At 74.6% G+C, this 17,192-nt stretch carries 12 protein-coding genes; 8 read left to right on the top strand and 4 right to left on the bottom strand.

Annotation, left to right across the window (positions count from 1 at the left end; translation table 11 throughout):
- Positions 1-2: 2 nt before the first annotated feature.
- The 4 genes from AB0B41_RS25270 to AB0B41_RS25255 all read left to right on the top strand — a co-directional run bounded on the left by AB0B41_RS25270 (position 3) and on the right by AB0B41_RS25255 (position 4,494).
- The gene (locus AB0B41_RS25270) at positions 3-623 is read left to right on the top strand and encodes a histidine phosphatase family protein (RefSeq protein WP_358207439.1); all 621 of its coding nucleotides are present in this window, start codon (positions 3-5) and stop codon (positions 621-623) included.
- Positions 624-692: 69 nt separating this feature from the next.
- On the top strand, positions 693-2,669 hold the full coding sequence (gene dxs, locus AB0B41_RS25265) for a 1-deoxy-D-xylulose-5-phosphate synthase (protein ID WP_358207499.1): 1,977 nt from the start codon (positions 693-695) through the stop codon (positions 2,667-2,669).
- On the top strand, positions 2,669-3,334 hold the full coding sequence (locus AB0B41_RS25260) for a response regulator transcription factor (RefSeq protein ID WP_037041403.1): 666 nt from the start codon (positions 2,669-2,671) through the stop codon (positions 3,332-3,334). The genes dxs and AB0B41_RS25260 overlap by 1 nt, the downstream gene beginning before the upstream one ends.
- A gap of 23 nt (positions 3,335-3,357) precedes the next feature.
- Positions 3,358-4,494 carry a HAMP domain-containing sensor histidine kinase gene (locus tag AB0B41_RS25255; protein ID WP_358207436.1) on the top strand — a complete coding sequence of 379 codons (1,137 nt, stop codon included), beginning with the start codon at positions 3,358-3,360 and terminating at the stop codon, positions 4,492-4,494.
- A gap of 16 nt (positions 4,495-4,510) precedes the next feature.
- On the opposite strand, the gene AB0B41_RS25250 is transcribed toward AB0B41_RS25255, so the two are convergent.
- The gene (locus AB0B41_RS25250) at positions 4,511-5,491 is read right to left on the bottom strand and encodes a glycosyltransferase family 2 protein (protein ID WP_358207434.1); all 981 of its coding nucleotides are present in this window, start codon (positions 5,489-5,491) and stop codon (positions 4,511-4,513) included.
- A gap of 157 nt (positions 5,492-5,648) precedes the next feature.
- On the opposite strand from AB0B41_RS25250, the gene AB0B41_RS25245 reads away from it, so the two are divergent.
- Positions 5,649-6,542 carry an ATP-grasp fold amidoligase family protein gene (locus AB0B41_RS25245; protein ID WP_358207431.1) on the top strand — a complete coding sequence of 298 codons (894 nt, stop codon included), beginning with the start codon at positions 5,649-5,651 and terminating at the stop codon, positions 6,540-6,542.
- A 1-nt stretch (position 6,543) separates the two neighbouring features.
- Here the strand turns inward: AB0B41_RS25245 and AB0B41_RS25240 are convergent, their stop codons facing one another.
- Positions 6,544-7,896 (bottom strand): lipopolysaccharide biosynthesis protein, encoded by a 1,353-nt coding sequence (locus AB0B41_RS25240; protein ID WP_358207429.1) that lies wholly within the window; start codon positions 7,894-7,896, stop codon positions 6,544-6,546.
- The gene (locus AB0B41_RS25235; RefSeq protein ID WP_358207427.1) at positions 7,893-9,266 is read right to left on the bottom strand and encodes a UDP-glucose/GDP-mannose dehydrogenase family protein; all 1,374 of its coding nucleotides are present in this window, start codon (positions 9,264-9,266) and stop codon (positions 7,893-7,895) included. Before AB0B41_RS25235 ends, AB0B41_RS25240 begins: the two co-directional genes overlap by 4 nt.
- 243 nt (positions 9,267-9,509) lie before the next feature.
- On the opposite strand from AB0B41_RS25235, the gene AB0B41_RS25230 reads away from it, so the two are divergent.
- The 3 genes from AB0B41_RS25230 to AB0B41_RS25220 all read left to right on the top strand — a co-directional run bounded on the left by AB0B41_RS25230 (position 9,510) and on the right by AB0B41_RS25220 (position 15,749).
- On the top strand, positions 9,510-10,736 hold the full coding sequence (locus tag AB0B41_RS25230; RefSeq protein WP_358207424.1) for an FAD-dependent monooxygenase: 1,227 nt from the start codon (positions 9,510-9,512) through the stop codon (positions 10,734-10,736).
- A 247-nt stretch (positions 10,737-10,983) separates the two neighbouring features.
- Positions 10,984-14,928: a hypothetical protein gene (locus AB0B41_RS25225; protein WP_358207422.1), complete on the top strand. Its 3,945-nt coding sequence runs from the start codon at positions 10,984-10,986 to the stop codon at positions 14,926-14,928.
- Positions 14,929-15,431: 503 nt separating this feature from the next.
- The gene (locus AB0B41_RS25220; RefSeq protein ID WP_358207420.1) at positions 15,432-15,749 is read left to right on the top strand and encodes a trypco2 family protein; all 318 of its coding nucleotides are present in this window, start codon (positions 15,432-15,434) and stop codon (positions 15,747-15,749) included.
- A gap of 28 nt (positions 15,750-15,777) precedes the next feature.
- Here AB0B41_RS25220 and AB0B41_RS25215 read toward each other — a convergent pair whose 3' ends face one another.
- A complete protein-coding gene (locus AB0B41_RS25215) occupies positions 15,778-16,962 on the bottom strand; it encodes a ribonuclease D (RefSeq protein ID WP_358207497.1) in 1,185 nt (394 codons plus the stop codon).
- Between the last annotated feature and the right edge of the window lie 230 nt (positions 16,963-17,192).

Raw genomic sequence — 17,192 nt, 5'->3', positions numbered from 1 at the left:
GCGTGCGGCTGGTCCTGGTCCGGCACGGGCTGCCGGACCGGGTCGACGGTGCGCCCGAGGCTCGGGTCCGGGCCGATCCCGCGCTGACGGAGCTGGGCCTGCGGCAGGCCGAGCGGGTGGTCGGCGCGCTGGCCGGCGAGCCGGTCGACGCCGTCTACGCGAGCACCATGACTCGGGCGCGGCAGACCGCCGAGCCGCTCGCCCGGGCCCGCGGTCTCGCGGTCCGCACCGTGCACGACCTGCGCGAGTACGACGCGGACGAGCAGCAGTACCTGCCGGTGCACCTGCTGGCCCGGGAGAACCCCGAGGAGTGGCGGCGGATGGTCGAGGGCCACCTGCCGGAGCACGTCGACGTCCCGGCCTTCCGGGCGCGGGTCGTCGCGGCGCTGGAGGAGGTCGTCGCCGCGCACCCGGGCCGGGAGACCGCGGTGGTCTTCGCGCACGCCGGCGTGATCAACGTCTACCTGGGCCACCTGCTCGGGATCGAGCGGCCGCTGCCGTTCCCGCTCGACTACACCGGCCTGACCAGGGTCGTCGCCCGGCGGGACGGGGTCCGCAGGCCGTGGACGGTCAACGAGCTCGCCCACGTCGCCGACCTGCTCGAACCGGCCGCCCGCACGTGACCGCGGCGTCACGCCCGGTGTCCGGCGGGCCCCGTGCTGGCCACCGCTCGTAGAGTGGCGGACGTGAGCGTGCAGCCATCCTCCGTTCTGTCGTCGATCCGGGGCCCGGCCGACCTCAGGCGGCTCGGCCCCGACGCGCTGGCCGGGCTGGCGTCGGAGGTCAGGGACTTCCTGGTCAGCGCGGTGTCCCGGACAGGCGGGCACCTCGGCCCGAACCTCGGCGTGATCGAGCTGACCATCGCGGTCCACCGGGTGTTCGACTCCCCGCGGGACACCCTGATCTGGGACACCGGGCACCAGGCCTACGTCCACAAGCTGCTCACCGGCCGCCAGGAGGGCTGGGACCGGCTGAAGAAGACGGGCGGGCTGTCCGGCTACCCGAGCCGGACCGAGAGCGTGCACGACCACGTGGAGTCCAGCCACGCGTCGTCGTCGCTGTCGTGGGCGGACGGGCTCGCCCGCGCCTACTCGCTCACCGGCCAGCAGCGGCACGTCGTGGCCGTGATCGGCGACGGCGCGCTGACCGGCGGCATGGCCTGGGAGGCGTTGAACAACATCGCCGCGGCGCGGGACCGCAACGTCGTGGTCGTGGTCAACGACAACGGCCGCTCCTACGCGCCCACGATCGGCGGCCTCGCCGACCGGCTCGCCACGCTCCGGCTGCAGCCGGGCTACGAGAAGCTGCTCGAGGCCGGCAAGCACACGCTGCGCGGCACGCCGGTCGTCGGCCCCGCGGTCTACGCCGGGCTGCACGCGCTCAAGGCCGGCCTCAAGGACGCGATCAGCCCGCAGGAGCTGTTCGCCGACCTCGGCCTCAAGTACTTCGGCCCGGTCGACGGGCACGACGTCGCCGCCATGGAATCCGCGCTGCGCCGCGCCCGGCACTTCGGCGGCCCGGTCGTGGTGCACGCGGTGACCCGCAAGGGCAACGGCTACGCCCCGGCCGAGAACGACGAGGCCGAGCAGATGCACAGCCCGTCGGCGTTCGACCCGGAGACGGGCCTGCCGACCGGCCCCAAGACCACCGGCTGGACCAGCGTGTTCGCCGACGAGCTGGTCCGCCTCGGCGCCGAGCGGCCGGATCTCGTCGCGATCACCGCGGCGATGCTGGGCCCGACCGGGCTGGCGAAGTTCCAGCAGGAGTTCCCGGATCGCTGCGTCGACGTCGGGATCGCCGAGCAGCACGCGCTCACCTCGGCGGCCGGTCTCGCCCGCGGCGGGATGCACCCGGTGGTCGCGGTCTACTCGACCTTCCTCAACCGCGCCTTCGACCAGCTGATGATGGACGTGGCGCTGCACCGCGAGGCCGTCACCCTGGTGCTCGACCGGGCCGGTGTGACCGGCAACGACGGGCCCTCGCACAACGGCATGTGGGACCTGTCGATCCTCGGCGTGGTACCGGGCATCCGGGTCGCCGCCCCGCGCGACGCGGCCACGCTGCGCGAGGAGCTGGGCGAGGCCGTCGCCGTGGCCGACGGGCCCACCGCCCTGCGGTTCCCGAAGGGGCCGGTCATCGAGTCGGTCCCGGCGGTGCGCCGGGCCGGCACCGTCGACGTGCTGCGCGAGGGCCGGGTCAACGGGACCGAGCCGTCCGTGCTGATGGTGTGCGTGGGCGCGTTCGGCGAGCTGGGTGTGGAGGCCGCGGAGCGGCTCGCCCGGCAAGGCGTGTCCGTCACCGTCGTCGACCCGCGGTGGGTGCTGCCGGTGCCGCCGGAGCTGGTCGAGATGGCGCGGGCGCACCAGCTCGTCGTCACCGTGGCCGACGCCGGCCGGCACGGCGGGTTCGGCTCCGCCCTCGCCGACGCGTTGCGCACCGCCGAGGTCGACGTCCCGCAGCGGGACGTGGCGCTGCCGCAGGAGTTCCTCGAGCACGGCGCCCGGTCGGACGTGCTGGCCGCCGTCGGGCTCACCGCGCAGGACGTCGCCCGCCGGGTCACCGAGTGGGCCGTGAAGGTGCCGGGCTGCCTGCCCGACGGGCCGGTGGTGGAGTCCGCCGGCGCCGCCGTGCCGGAGCCCGGCGAGGTGTCGGGCGAGCAGGCGGGCTGATGCGCGTCCTGGTCGTCGAGGACGAGGCCCCGCTGGCCGAGGCGGTCGCGCGCGGCCTGCGTCGGGAGGGCATGGCGGTCGACGTCGCGCTCGACGGCGACACCGGGCACGAGAAGTCCTCGATCACGCGCTACGACGTCGTCGTGCTGGACCGGGACCTGCCCGGCATGCCCGGCGACGACCTGTGCGCGGCCATCGTGGGCGGGGGCGGCACCACGCGCGTCCTCATGCTCACCGCCAGCGGCACGCTGGAGGACAAGGTCGACGGGCTCTCCCGCGGCGCGGACGACTACCTCGCCAAGCCCTTCGACTTCCCGGAGCTGGTCGCGCGGGTGCGGGCGCTGGGCCGGCGGTCCGCCCCCGCGGTCCCGCCCGTGCTGGTGGCCGGGGACGTGGCCCTGGACCCCGCGCGGCGCACGGTGACCCGCGCGGCGTCGCCCGTCGAGCTGACCCGCAAGGAGTTCGGCGTCCTCGAGGTGCTGATGGGCGCCGGTGGCGCGGTCGTGTCCAGCGAGGAGCTGCTCGAGCGGGTGTGGGACGAGAACGCCGACCCCTTCACCACCACGGTCCGGGTCACGGTCATGACCCTGCGCAAGAAGCTCGGTGAGCCCGGCGTGATCGAGACCGTGGTCGGTGCCGGGTACCGGGTGCCCTCCGCCGGCTGACGGGCGGCCGTAAGGAGGGTGCCGTGCGCACGCGGCTCACGCTGCGGTGGCAGCTGACGCTCCTCGGCACCGCCCTCGTCGCGCTGGTCAGCGCCCTGCTGCTGTGGCTGGGTTGGCTGCTCGTCGGCGGGGTGGCCGCGTCCGTGCCGTCCCTGCCGCCCGGCACCCCGGTCCGCGTCGGGTCCGTCGAGGTCCCGGCCGAGCAGGTCACCGCCGCCGTGCGGGACGCGGCGCGCGCCGAGGTGCTGCACGCCGGACTGATCGCCTTCCCGCTGGTCGTGCTGGCCGCGGGGCTGACGTCATGGGTGCTGGTCGGGCGGGTGCTCGCCCCGCTGCACGACATCACGGCCACCGCCCGGCGGCTGTCGGCGGAGAACCTCGACGCCCGGCTGGACCTGCGCGAGGCCCGCGGCGAGCTGGCCGAGCTCGCCACCACCTTCGACGCGATGCTGGACCGGCTGCAGGGCGCCTTCGAGGTGCAGCGCCGCTTCGTCGCCAACGCCAGCCACGAGCTGCGCACGCCGCTCTCCGTGCTGCGCACCGAGGTCGACGTGACCCTGGCCGACCCGGACGCCGACGTCGCCGAGCTGCGGCGGATGGGCGGGGTGGTCCGGGACGCCACCCGCCGGGCGGACGACCTCGTCTCCGGGCTGCTGCTGCTCGCGCGCACCGAGGCGCTGGGCGGGATCGCCGAACCGGCGCGGCGCCCGGTGGACCTGCGCGACGCCGGGGCGCACGCCGTGCGGGTCACCGCGACCGAGGCGGCCCGCCGCGGCCTGCACGTGCGGACGACGGGTGGCCCGGCGCCGGTGTCCGGCGATCCCGCGCTGCTGGAGCGCGTGGCGGGCAACCTCGTGGAGAACGCCGTGCGGCACAACGTCGACGGCGGCTGGGTGGAGGTGTGCACCGGGCCGATTGACGACGGCGCGGAGCTGCGGGTCTCCTCCAGCGGGCCGGAGATCGACCCGGCGCGGGTGGGGGAGCTGTTCGAGCCCTTCCGGCGCGGCCCGGTGCCCCGCACCGGCGGGACGGCCGGCTCCGGGCTGGGGCTGTCGATCGTGCGGGCCGTGGTGGCGGCGCACGGCGGCGCGGTGCGGGCCGAGCCGGTGCCGGGCGGCGGCCTGACCGTGGTGGTCCGGCTGCCGGCCCTGCTCGGCTGACCGCTCGGCCACCCGCTCAGCTCACGGACTGGATGACCTTCGAGATCCCGCCGTAGATGCCGGCGCGGGCGCCGTCGCGCGCGGCGCGCATCTTGATGCGGCCGGCCTGACCGGCGCCGTGCCAGCCCAGCAACGACTGGCCCCAGCGGCTGCGGGCGAGCCGGGTGGGACCGGCGGCGAGGGCCTGCCGGGCCCACCGCTCGGCGATCTCGTCGTGCCCGTCCCGGTAGGCGAACACGGCGGGCTGGACGTAGGCCAGGCCAGGGTGCAGCCGGGTCATCATCGGCGCGTACTCGGTGAGCATCTTGTCCAGCGCCTCGTACCGCGCGGTGCGGTTCGAGCTGATGCTGCCGGTGCGCATGAGCCGCATGTCGACCAGGTAGCGGCGGATGCCGTAGAAGAGCGGGGTCGACGACCAGGCGCCGATCCGCAGCCACATCTCCAGGTCGACGGCGCTGGCGATGCTGGTGTCGAACACGCCGACCTCGTCGAAGCAGCTGCGGCGCACGAGCAGCGAGCTTCCGTTGTGCGTCGGGTTGTTCTCGGCGAGGAACCGGTCCATGTCGCACGGGCCGGCCGGCTGCCAGCGCGGGCCGACGACCCGGCCGCTCTCCAGCATCACTCGGGTGTGGCAGAAGGTCGCGCCGATCGGGCCCGGCGCGGTGTGCATGGTGTGCAGCTGGCGGCGGAGGAACTCCGGGTGCCAACGGTCGTCGCCGTCGAGGAAGGCGACGAACGGCGCCGTGGTCTCGGCGATGCCGAGGTTGCGGGCCGCGCCGGAGCCCGCGTTGGTGGTGGAGACGAGCCGGATCCGGGCGTCGAGGGCCGCCCGCCCGCGGACGACGTCCGCCGTGTCGTCCGTGGAGCCGTCGTCGACGACGACGTATTCGAAGCGGCCCTCGCTCTGCCGCCTCACCGAGTCGATGGCCTCCCCGATCCACCGCCCGACGTTGTACGCCGGCGTGATCACCGAGACCACCGCTGCATTCTTCGGCACGAATCGGACCCTATCAATGGTGCTGTGCGGGTGCTCCCGCGACCCCATTCACTCTTTCGGGACGCGTGCAGGAGAGTGATTACGGGTAGTCCGTCACGCTTTGTGTTTCCTCGACGTGACGGCGGGACGTCCGCGGGGCTCCGCTATCGTCTCGCAGATGACGTTCGATGCGCGGGTTCTCCTCGCCCGCCGGCTGCGTTTCCTCCCCGACCGGCCCTTCGCCATCGCCAAGCACGCCCTCTTCCAGGGCGAGCTGACCACGCTCCGCAACCCCGTGACCTGGTCACAGCTGCTCGCGGCGAAGAATCTCCGCGAGCAGGACCCGGTGGTCCACCAGACGTCGGACAAATACGCGGTCCGCGAGTACGTCGCGGAGAAGGTAGGCGAGGATTACCTCATTCCGCTGTACCAGGTCGTCGACAATGCGGCGGATCTCGACTTCGACGCGATCCCCGGTCCGTGCGTGATCAAGGGGACACACGGCTGTGACATGACCGTGCTGGTCCCGGACCTGGCCGCGGCCGACCGCGCCGCCATCCGCGAGACGGTCCGGCGGTGGCTCGGCACGGACTTCTACAGGGCGGGCTGGCGCGAGACGCCCTACCGCGGACTCAAGCCCCGCGCGGTCGTCGAACAATTCATCGGCACGCCCACGGGGGACGCGCCGACGGACTACAAGTTCTTCATGTTCGGGGGTGTGCCGGGCATGGTCGTCGTCGACCAGGACCGGTTCACCGGGCACACCTCGACCATGCTGACGCCCGAGTGGCGGCAATACGACATCAGCGGGCGGTTCGCTTTCGCCGAGAAGCTCCCCGAGCAGCCGGCGAACTACGCGGAGATGCTCGACGTCGCGAAGGCACTGAGTGCCGAATTCGCATTCGCCCGGATCGATCTCTACAACGTCGACGGCAAGATCTATTTCGGCGAGATCACCCACAACCCGGGCGGCGGGCTGGTGCGCCTGCAGCCGCGCGAATTCGACCGCGCGCTCGGGGACATGTGGCGCCACGGCACCCCGGTCCCCGAGCGGTTCGTCGCGAAGAACTGAGTCAGGACCGGGTCGGCTCCGGCAGGCTGCGCGGGTCCCGCTGCCCGCGCAGCCACCGGACCACCACCGGCCCGACGGCGAGGGCGAGCACGATCTCGATCACGAGCGTCGCCCAGCCCACCGAGTCCAGCCCCAGCGGCCCGTGCAGCACGACGACGCCGGCGATCAGCAGCACCGACTGCACGAGCTGGATCCAGGCGAGCGGGGCCGTGCGGTTCTCCAGGCGCGTCATGGTCATGTACAGCGACACGACCACCCGCGGGAACACCGAGATCATCAGAAGCTGCAGCAGGAGGGTGGCGTTCTCCCGGTACTGCGTGCCATAGAGCTGCAGCAGCCAGGGCGCCACCAGGGCGATCACCACCGAGGCCGGGAGCACGGTGAGCGCGATGCGGCGCAGCACCGCGCGGGCGTAGCGGTGCGCGTGCGCGGGGTCCCGGGCCGCCTCGGCGACCAGCGACGACGTGATGCCCATCGTCAGCAGGTTCATCGCCGTGAACACCGTCTGCGCCGGGAGGAAGTACGCGCCCTCCTCAGGACCCATCAGCCCCACGATGAGGACCGGCAGGAAGGTCGACGACATCTGGTTGAAGACCTGGCCGGCGTAGTCGCCGGCCATGTACCGGGCGAGCGTCCGGCGGGCCACCGGCTCCTGGTCGGCGCGGGTGGCCGCCACGTGCCGGGGCAGCAGCCTCCGGAAGAGCAGCAGCGTGACCGGGATGATCAGCGCGACCACCGGCAGCGTCCACGAGGTGAACACGCCGTCGCTCACCGCGGTCTGGGCCACGGCGACCAGCAGGATCAGCTTCACGATCCCGTAGATCCCGTTCTCCAGCGGGATCCACAGGGACTCGCGCAGCCCGGTCAGCGCCGCGTCCTGCAGGTTGAACAGCGACCAGATCACGACCGAGGCGACGAACCACAGCCCGAAGGGCCCGGACATGTGGAGCGGGTCGCCCTCGGCCCGGAACAGGTGGCAGTACACCGCCACCCCGCTCGCACCGAGGATCCCCAGCCCGGACGAGACGGCGTAGGACAGCAGGATCAGCCGCGGCGACGCCGTGCCCGCCTTGGGCAGGAACCGGATGAGCGCCTGGCCGAAGTTCAGCTGGGTCAGCACGGACACCAGCAGCATCAGCGAGGTCAGCGCGTTGCCGCGGCCCACCTCGACGTCCGGGTAGGTGCGGGCCGCGACGACCCAGTAGAGCAGCCCGAAGGCGGAGTTCACCGCCGTGTTGAGCATCAGGGCGTAGGTGTTGCGGTACAGCGGGACGGACAGCTCCCGGCGGATCCCGTGGATCCGGCCGCGGAGGCCCGTCGGGGACGGAGCCGGTTCGGTGCCCGGACGTGTCACGTGCGGCCCAGGCGGGCGTTCGGGTTCTCCCGCGCCAGCCGGCCGATGCCCGACCAGGCGAAGCCCGCCCGGCGCACCACGGCCGGGTCGAGCAGGTTCCGGGTGTCGACGACCGTGCGCGCGGCGACCGTCTCCGCCAGCCGGGTCCAGTCCAGCGAGCGGAACTCGGGCCACTCGGTCAGCACGACGACGGCCTCGGCGCCCGCGGCGGCCTCGTAGGGGTCGTCGACGAGGGTGAGCATGCGCGGGTCGAGCGTGCCGGCCGCGGCGGAGCCCACCGGGACGCCCGGGTCGTAGGCCACGAGCTCCGCACCGGCCTGGCGCAGCAGCGCGGCCACGCCGAGGGCGGGGGAGTCCCGCAGGTCGTCCGTGCCGGCCTTGAAGGTGAGCCCGAACAGCGCCAGCCGGGTCTTCGTCAGCGGCCCGCCGCGGCGCCCGGTGACGGCCACCCGGACCTTGTCGACCATCCGCTGGAACTGGCGGGTGTTGGTGTCGATGCTCGCCCGGAGCAGCCGGAACTCGAAGTCGGCCGAGTCGGCGACCTGGAGCAGGGCATGGGTGTCCTTGGGCAGGCACGAACCGCCCCAGCCCGGGCCGGGGGACAGGAAGGCCTGGCCGATCCGGCGGTCGTAGCCCATGCCCTCGGTCACGTCGGCGACGTCCGCGTCGACCCGCTCGCACAGCTCCGCCAGCGCGTTGACGTAGGAGAGCTTCATGGCGAGGAAGCAGTTCGCCGCGTACTTGATCATCTCCGCGCTGGCCGCGTCCGTGAGCACGGTGGGCGCGCCGAGGCGGGCGTAGAGGGCCGCGACGCGCTCGGCGGCGTCCTGCGACGAGTTCGAGCCCACGACGATCCGGTCCGGGTGCAGGAAGTCGTGCACCGCCGAGCCCTCGCGGAGGAACTCGGGGTTGCTGGCGACCTCGACGTCGTCCCGGGCGAGGAGCTCGCTGGTCCGGTCCGCCGTGCCCACCGGCACGGTCGACTTGTTGACGACCACGCAGCCCGGCGGCATGGCCTCGCGGACCTCCTCGACGACGGCCTCGACCGCCGCGAGGTCCGCGACGCCGCCGACGCCCATCGGCGTGGGCACGCAGAGGAACATCACCTCGACCGGGCGGCCCTCGGACTCCAGCTCCTTGAGCGCCTCGGCCGCGCCGACGACGAACGAGAGGCGGCCCGCGGCCAGGCCCTCGGCGACGAGCTCGGCCAGCCCGGGCTCACGGATCGCGATCTCGCCGCGGGAGAGCGCCGCCACCTTCGTCTCGTCGATGTCCGCGCACACCACGCGGTGGCCGAGCGAGGCGAGGCAGGCTCCGGTGGTCAGACCGACATAGCCGGTCCCGACCACGGCGACCGTTCGTGCGAACAAGCTGAGTCCCCCTGATGTCCGTGTCCGACGGCGACACTCCGTCCAACGACCGGGAGGCCGCGTGCGACACGATCGACCGTAGACCAGCCTGCCCGTCGCGGAACGCACAGGTCCGGCCGTCACGGGAGGGTCACCGAGGTCCCCCGCAATCGTCCGAACGAGTGCCTTGCTACGTTCGCGCCCCGGACGCCCGGCGTTAACCCGCCACGTGTTGGACTCCGGCGGACGAGGGGGAGGCACGAGATGAAGGTGCTCTGCGTCGGCGGCGGGCCCGCCGGCCTGTACTCGGCGATCCTGACCAAGCTGGCCGATCCGTCGGCCGAGGTCGAGGTGCTGGAACGCAACGCGCCCGGCGCCACCCACGGGTGGGGGATCACGTTCGGCGAGGACCTCCTCGACGACCTCTACCGGCACGACGCCGAGAGCGGCCGGGCCATCCGGGACGCGGCGATCCTGTGGGGCGACCAGGTCGTCCGGATCGGCGGGCGGCCGCCCGTGCACATCGGCGGCAAGTACGGCTTCTCGATGGGCCGCGCCGCGCTGCTGGAGATCCTCGCCGCACGGGCCGCGGAGCTCGGCGTCACGATCCGCTGGGAGACCGAGCTGCCCGAGGACCGGGTGGCCGACCTCGGCTCCGAGGCCCACCTCGTGATCGCCGCCGACGGCGCGGGCAGCCGGGTCCGCGGGGCGCACGACTTCGGCACCGCGGTGACCACCGGCCGCAACCGGTACATCTGGCTCGGCACCTCGCGGTACCTCGAGCGGTTCACCTTCGCCTTCGAGCGCACGCACGCGGGCTGGCTGTGGTTCTACGCCTACCCGTCGACCGGCGGGACCAGCACCTGCATCGTCGAGTGCAGCCCGGAGACGTGGACCGGGCTCGGCCTGGACACCGCCGACGTCGACGACGGCGTCGCGCGCGTCGCCGAGATCTTCGCCGAGCCGCTCGGCGGCGAGCCGCTGATGCGCCCGCCGGGCCGCGTGGGCAGCTCCGGCACCGCCGCGCCCTGGCCGACCTTCCGGCACCTGCGCAACGCCACCTGGCGCCGCGACAACGTGGTGCTGATGGGCGACGCCGCGCACACCACGCACTTCGGCATCGGCTCGGGCACCGTGCTGGCCGTGCAGGACGCCGTCCGGCTCGCCGAGTCCCTGAAGCTGTTCGCCGACGACCTGCCGGGCGCCATCGCCGGCTACGACGCGCTGCGCCGTGCCGAGGTCGGCCGGGTGCAGGAGCAGGCCCTGCGCAACATGCACTGGTTCGAGGAGGTCGACCGGTACCTGGACAGCCAGGACCCGGTCCGCTTCGCCTACACCCTCCTCGACCGCCGCGGCGACCACCCCGAGGCCTGGCGCTACCAGCTGCACAAGGCCACCCAGGTCGACGGCCTGCGCAAGGTGCGCAAGGGCGTCACCACCGTGCGCCGCACCGTCCGCGCGGTGAAGCGCGGGGAGCGCGTGGGGATCTGACCCCCGAGGTGGCTCCACGATCGGCGCCGGTCCAGTAGCGTCCCCGTCACGGAGGGCAACGACGGCGGGTGGTCGGAGGCGCGGACAGGTGTTCGGTCCTGCAGACGACGGCGGCGGCCCGCGGCCACACCGGGTCGCCGAGGTCATCGCCCGGGGCCCGGACGGCCGTAGCCGGCGTGGCTCGGGCTACCGGCTGTCCACGACGTCAGTCCTGACGGCGGCCCACACCGTGGCGGGTGCGTCGTCGGTGACCGTTCGGTTCGACGCCGACCGCGCCGGCGAGTGGACGAGCGAGGCTCGCGAGGTCGTACTCGACGGCGTGGCGGACCTGGCGGCGATCGTGATCGCCCCTCCTGCGGGCGGCCGCGGCGTCGACGGCGTGCCGGAGGTCGACGAGCCCGTTCTCGGCAGGGTGGGCGACAGCGCCGCGGTCCTGGCGGCCGTCGCCGTCGGCTTCCCCCGGTTCAAGGCCCGCCCGTACCGACCGGACGCTGCCCACGCCGGGTTCTACCGCGACTCCCACCAGATCGACGCGACCATCGCGGTGTTGTCGAACCGCCGCGAGAACACCCTGGAGATCACCGTCGCGCCGCCCGAGAGGGACCCGGACCCGGCGGTCTCCCCCTGGGAGGGGATGTCCGGCGCCGCGGTCTGGGCGGGTGGCTGTCTCGTCGGGGTGCTGACCGCCCACCACCGCTCCGACGGCCTCGGGCGGCTCACGGCCACCCGCATCGACGCCGCCGAGCGGGGCGGGCGCTTCGCGGCCGCCGTCGGCCTGCCGGCGGATCCCGCCGGCCTCCCGGACGTCGTGCCTCCGCCGACCGCCGCGCTCGCCGCGACGGCATACCGGCTCCAGGTCGTCGACATCGCACCCCCGAGCCTGCGGGACCGGGAGCCGGAGCTGGCCGAGCTCGCGCGTTTCTGCTCCGGCCCCGAGCCGTACGTCTGGTGGCAGGGGGAGCCGTGGGCCGGGAAGACGGCGCTGATGGCCTGGTTCGCCCTGCACCCGCCCGCCGGGGTCGACGTCGTGTCGTTCTTCGTCGTCGGAGGTCTCGCGGGCCAGTCCGACAGCGAGGCGTTCCTCGAGGCGTGCGCCGAGCAGCTGACGGTCCTCGCGCACCGCCCGCCCGGTGCACCCGCCACGACGGCGGCCCGGCAGGGCCGGCTGCTCGAGCTGATCTCGGCCGCGGTGGCCCGCAGCCGAGCAGCCGGGCGTCGCCTGGTCCTGGTCGTGGACGGGCTCGACGAGGACACCGGCCCGGGCACGCACCAGCGGAGCATCGCGTCGTTGCTACCGCGACGACCCGTGCCCGGCCTCCGCATCGTGGTGACGAGCAGGCCCGACCCGGAACTGCCGTCGGACGTCCCCGTGGATCATCCGCTGCGCGGGTGCGTACCCCGCGGGATCCCCGCCCTCCGCGGCGGCCGGGACGAGGCGGCGTACGCCTTGCGGGAACTCGAGCAGCAGCTCCTCGCCGGCAGTCTGCACCAGGATCTCCTCGGTCTGATCGCGGCCGCCCGGGGTGGGCTCAGCCTCGACGATCTGGTCGCGCTGTCCGGCTGGCCGTCCGACGAGGTCCGGGCACTCCTGCGGGGTGCGCTGGGCCGGACGGTTCGGAGCCGGGTCCGGCGACTGCCCGGGTCGGCGGGCGCGGCCGGCACGAGCCGCGGCTACCTCTTCGCCCACGAGACGCTGCGGCGGGCCGCGGAGCACATGGTCGGTCCCCGGGTGGACGGGTTCCGCGCGCGGCTGCACGACTGGGCCGAGAGCTACCGGGCACGGGGGTGGCCGGCGAGCACGCCGACCTATCTCCTGCGTGACTACGCGCGGATGCTCGCCGCGGTCGGCGACCACGACCGGCTCGTCGCGCTCGCGGGCGACCGGGACCGGCACCTGCGCCTCCGCGCGGTCACCGGTGGCGATGCCCTCGCGCTCGACGAGATCGCCGTGGCGCGGACCGCTGCTGCGAACGAGAGCCCGCCCGACCTCGTCGCGCTGACGACGCTGGCCCTCCGCTGGGAGGACCTCGTGCACAGCAACGCCTCGGTCCCGGTCGGGCTGCCGGCCGTGTGGGCGACGCTCGGCGATGCCGCCCGGGCGGAGTCACTGGCGCGCAGCGCCGTGGGCGTCGCACGTCAGGCCGAGGCCCTGGCCCTGGCCTCACTGGCGGCCGGGCGTGCGGGGTACCTGCCGGAGGCGGAGGTCCTGGTCGCGGCCATCGAGAACCTCGACCGGCGCGACGAAGCCGTGGCCGCGCTCCTCGCGCAGTCCGGCTCGGTCGACGTCCGGCGCGCGCGCCGGATGGTGGACACCCTGATGTCCGACGAGGCGCGGTCGTCGCTCACCCGGGCACGCCTCGACCTCGCCACCGCCGACGATGCCGCCGCACTGGTCGCCGGATCGCTCGCCGGCGGCACGCCGACGCCCCTGGAGCTCGCGACGGCCCTGGCCGGAGCCGGGCGGCACGAGGAGGTCCGCGCGGTGCTCCCCGCGCTGCCCAAGGGACGGAACGGGGCCGAAGCGCATCGTCGTGTGGCGGTGCTCCTGGCCCGCTCGGGTGCGTCCGAGGCCGCCGAGGACGTCGTCCTCCGGATACGTGCGCCCCTGCTGAGGGCCAGGGCCCTGGTCGAGGTGCTCGGCGCGGGCGGCGCCCTCTCCGAGCGGTCCGACCGGCTCGCGGACGCGCTCTGCGCGGCGGCACACGATGCTCCGGACCCGGCCGCCTCCTACCGGATCCTGCTCGACGCGGCCGTGCATGCGGTCGAGGTGGGGCGCGTCGAACAGGGGAGGAAGCTGGCCCGTGCCGCGGAGGACGTCATGGAGGGGGTCGCGGGCGAGGCCGGTGCAGGGGCCACCGACCCGGGAGGCGTCGCGGTCGCCCGAGCCGTCGCACGAGAGTGGCCGGCGGCCCTGGACCTGCTCGGGCGCTGCGGACACCGGGCCCGCCCCGCCGCGGCACGGACGATGGCGCTCGTCGCGGAGGCCGCAGGCGACCGGGGCATCGTGGCGTCGCTGGTCAGGGGGACGCCGAGCGCGGCGGACCGGGCCGAACTGCTGACCGACGTGGCGCAGTCCGTCGCCGTCCGGGGCGATCGCGACCGGACGGCCGAACTGGTTGCGGAGGTCGAGCGTGTCGCCCGCGGGATCGGGGACCCGAAGCAGCTCTCGGCAGCCGCGGAGGGAGTGATCGACGGGCTTCTCACCGCGGGTCGCCTCGCCGAGGCCGAGAGCCTGGCCGCGCGCGCGGTGCACGGGCCGCTCCGTGAGTCCGCGCTCGGGCGGGTCGCGCTCGCCCTCGTCAGGTCGGGTCGCCACCGGCGGGCGGAGTCGATCGCGCGGACACTGCCCGCGCCGCAACGCGCACGGGTCACGGTCGCGCTCGCCCGACATCTGATCGCCGCGGGAGCCGCGACGGAGGCGGCGCACGCGATGGAGTCCGGTCTTCGGCTCGTCGACGACGTCGACGACGCCTTCACCCGGGTCGTGCTCCTGGCCGGCCTCGCGGTGGCATTCCCGCCGGGGTGCTCCGACGCGACACCGCACCTCGAGCGGGCCGAGGCGGAGGCGGAGGCACTGGACCGTCCCGAGCGGCGAGCGCGGGCGCTCTCGGTCGTCGCCGCGGCGGTCCGCGCCGCTGCACCCGATCCGACGGACGGCTCGCCGCAGCGCCCGGACCTCGACAGCCGCGCCGCCGGCGCGCTGGAGGCCCTGCCCGAGCCCGCTCGCACCCGGTCACGGGCATGGCTGACCGACACGCTCGCCCGAGAGGGACACGTGGAGTCGGCGCGTGCGCACGCCACGCTCGTCCGGGATCCGGCGAGCCGCGTCCGAGCGGAGTGCGCGCTCGCGGCCGCAGCCCGGACGGAGTACGCGGAGGCGGTCAGGCGGCTCGGTGGCGTGCGGACGCTGATCGGATCGCTCGACGGCGACGAGGCTCGGGCGACGGCCCTCGTGCGCCTCGCGGAGACGGGGTGCACCGTCCTCGGGAGCGCGGTCGGGCAGCCGGGCGGCGCGGCGGCGGAGGCCGCGGCCTGGGTCGTCGGGCCGGTCGCGGACCTGCTGTCCGGCCCGTTCTGGGCCCGTGCCGCACCGGCGCTGGCCCGGGCGTGCCCGGAGGCGTTCTCCCTGATCCACGGATGGGTCGAGACGCACTCCGGCGCGCCTGGCGGCAGCCCCGCGCCGAGTCAATGAGGCCCGCCCGAGTTCCGAGCGGCTCGGCCCCCGTCGAAATCGGGTGGAGGCCCTACCTCGGATCGGAATAGCGGCGGGGAGGGTGACACGCAACTGAATTGGCGCTAATGTCCGAGCCCGATGTCCGATGCGCCGGGAAGGAGTCTGAGCGTGATGTCCGCCAACAGTGTTTCGCTCGCCGGCTACTTCCATGGTCGAGGCGTTCGGCCCATGGCCACCGCGGCGTGGTGCCCGTCGGTCCTGCGGGACCCGACCGGCCTCGCCGCCGTCAGGCCTGCCGACCTTCGTGACCAGGAGGGTGCCGCCGTTCGCGGCTACTTCCGGCGACCTCGCATCGGGATGGGCTCACTGCCGTAAGAAGCAGTCTCCGTCCGACATCGGGTCGCCCGATCCCGCGGACGGTGTTCTCGCTATCCTCCGGTTCCGTCGGGAGACGATTCTCGTGTACCCGGTCGCCCTCGGCGCCTGTTGTCGAGTCATGCCCTGAAACCGATTGATTCCCAATGACGGAGGATTTCGTGGCGCTGGACCTCGCCGAGGTGATCGCCGAGCTGCGGACCGAACTCGCCGATGCCATCGACAAAGGCCGGAACGAGGCGCTCCGCTTCGAGGTCGGTCCGGTGGAGCTCGAGCTCACCGTCGCGGTCGAGAAGTCCGGCACCACCGGAGGCAAGGTCAAGTTCTGGGTCGTCGAGGCGGGCGTCGACGGGAAGCTCGCGTCGACCACCACCCAGAAGGTCAAGGTCACGCTCACGCCCAGGCAGTCGGGCGTGCCCGGCCCGCCCGAGGTCTCGGGCTCCGAGCTGCCCGGCGAGCGCTGATCGGCGCGAGCCACGGCGCGACCGGCTCCTAGGGCTCCTGACGGGGCGAGAGCGCCTTCTCGAGCACCGGGGCGGTGAGCGCGATCTGCCAGTTCCGCGCGCCGCCCCGCTCGAGGAAGGCGGGCACGTCGCCGTCGGCGGGCGGGGTCCAGCAGAGCCGGCGGAGCAGGTCCGGCTGGAGCAGGTTCTCCACCGGCACCGACCAGCGCTCCGACAGCTCGGACAGACCCGTGCGGGCGGCGGAGAGCCGGGCGGCGGCGGCCGGGTCGCGGTCGGCCCAGCGGGACACCGGGGGCGGACCGTCGGTGGCCGCGGCGGGGCGGGGCAGCTCGGCGTCGGGCAGGGTCTGCGCGGACCGCAGGGCCCCGAACCAGTACGACTCGAGCCTGCGCTGCGCGCGCCCGCGGAACACCGGCAGCTGCGAGAGCGCCTTCGGGGTGGTGGGGGAGGCGACGGCGGCCTCCACGATCGCCGAGTCCGGCAGCACCCGGCCGGGCGCCACGTCCCGCTCGGCGGCCAACCGGTCCCGGGCCTCCCAGAGCGACCGGACGGCGGCGAGCGCCCGCGGCTTGCGCACCTTGTGGATCCCGGAGGTGCGCCGCCACGGGTCGACCCGCGGCGGCGGCGGCCCGGCCGTGCGGACCGCCTCGAACTCCTCGAGAGCCCACTCGAGCTTGCCCTGCTCCTCGAGCAGGGCGGCCAGGGCGTCCCGGAGCTCGACGAGCACCTCGACGTCGAGCGCGGCGTAGACGAGCCAGTCCTCGGGGAGTGGGCGGCGGGACCAGTCCGCGGCCCCGTGGCCCTTCTCCAGCGTGAGCCCGAGCATGCGCTCGGTGAGCGGGCCCAGCCCGACGCGGGGCAGACCCGCCAGCCGGCCCGCGAGCTCGGTGTCGAACAGCCGCGCGGGGTGCAGCCCCGCCTCGGCGAGGCAGGGCAGGTCCTGCGAGGCGGCGTGGAGCACCCACTCGGGGCCGTCCAGGGCCGGCGCGAGGCCGCTCAGGTCGCCGCCGAGCGGAACGGGGTCCACGAGGGCGGTGCCGGAGCCCGCCCGCCGCAGCTGCACCAGGTAGGCGCGCTGCGAGTACCGGAAGCCGGACGCCCGCTCGGCGTCGACGGCGATCGGGCCGCTGCCGGCGGCCAGGGCGGCCGCCGTGTCGGCCAGCGCCGCCGCGTCCCGCACGACCTCGGGGAGCCCGTCGGCAGGATGCAGCAGCGGGGTCGGGGCGTTCCCCTCGGCATCACCGCCCGAGGCGGAACCCGGGACCGATGCCGATCCCGGACCGGACCCGTCCCCGGGCACGGCGGAGGGGCCGGGCGCCCCCGGCCGCGGCGCCGGCGCGCCCCCCCCGCCCGGCGGGCGAGCACTACAAAAAAAAAAACCCCCCCCCCCCCCCCCCCCCCGCCCCCCCCCCCCCCCCCCCCCCCCACCCCCCCCCCCCCCCC

This window comes from Pseudonocardia sp. NPDC049154 (genome assembly GCF_040648315.1).
Classification (GTDB): Bacteria; Actinomycetota; Actinomycetes; order Mycobacteriales; family Pseudonocardiaceae; genus Pseudonocardia.
This window is presented reverse-complemented; position numbering and strand designations above follow the sequence as displayed.

Excerpts from the sequence above, each read along its gene's own strand:
- AB0B41_RS25260 (WP_037041403.1), top strand. The coding sequence starts at position 2,669 with ATGCGCGTCCTGGTCGTCGAGGACGAGGCCCCGCTGGCCGAGGCGGTC.
- AB0B41_RS25245 (WP_358207431.1), top strand. The coding sequence starts at position 5,649 with ATGACGTTCGATGCGCGGGTTCTCCTCGCCCGCCGGCTGCGTTTCCTC.
- AB0B41_RS25230 (WP_358207424.1), top strand. The coding sequence starts at position 9,510 with ATGAAGGTGCTCTGCGTCGGCGGCGGGCCCGCCGGCCTGTACTCGGCG.
- AB0B41_RS25220 (WP_358207420.1), top strand. The coding sequence starts at position 15,432 with ATGACGGAGGATTTCGTGGCGCTGGACCTCGCCGAGGTGATCGCCGAG.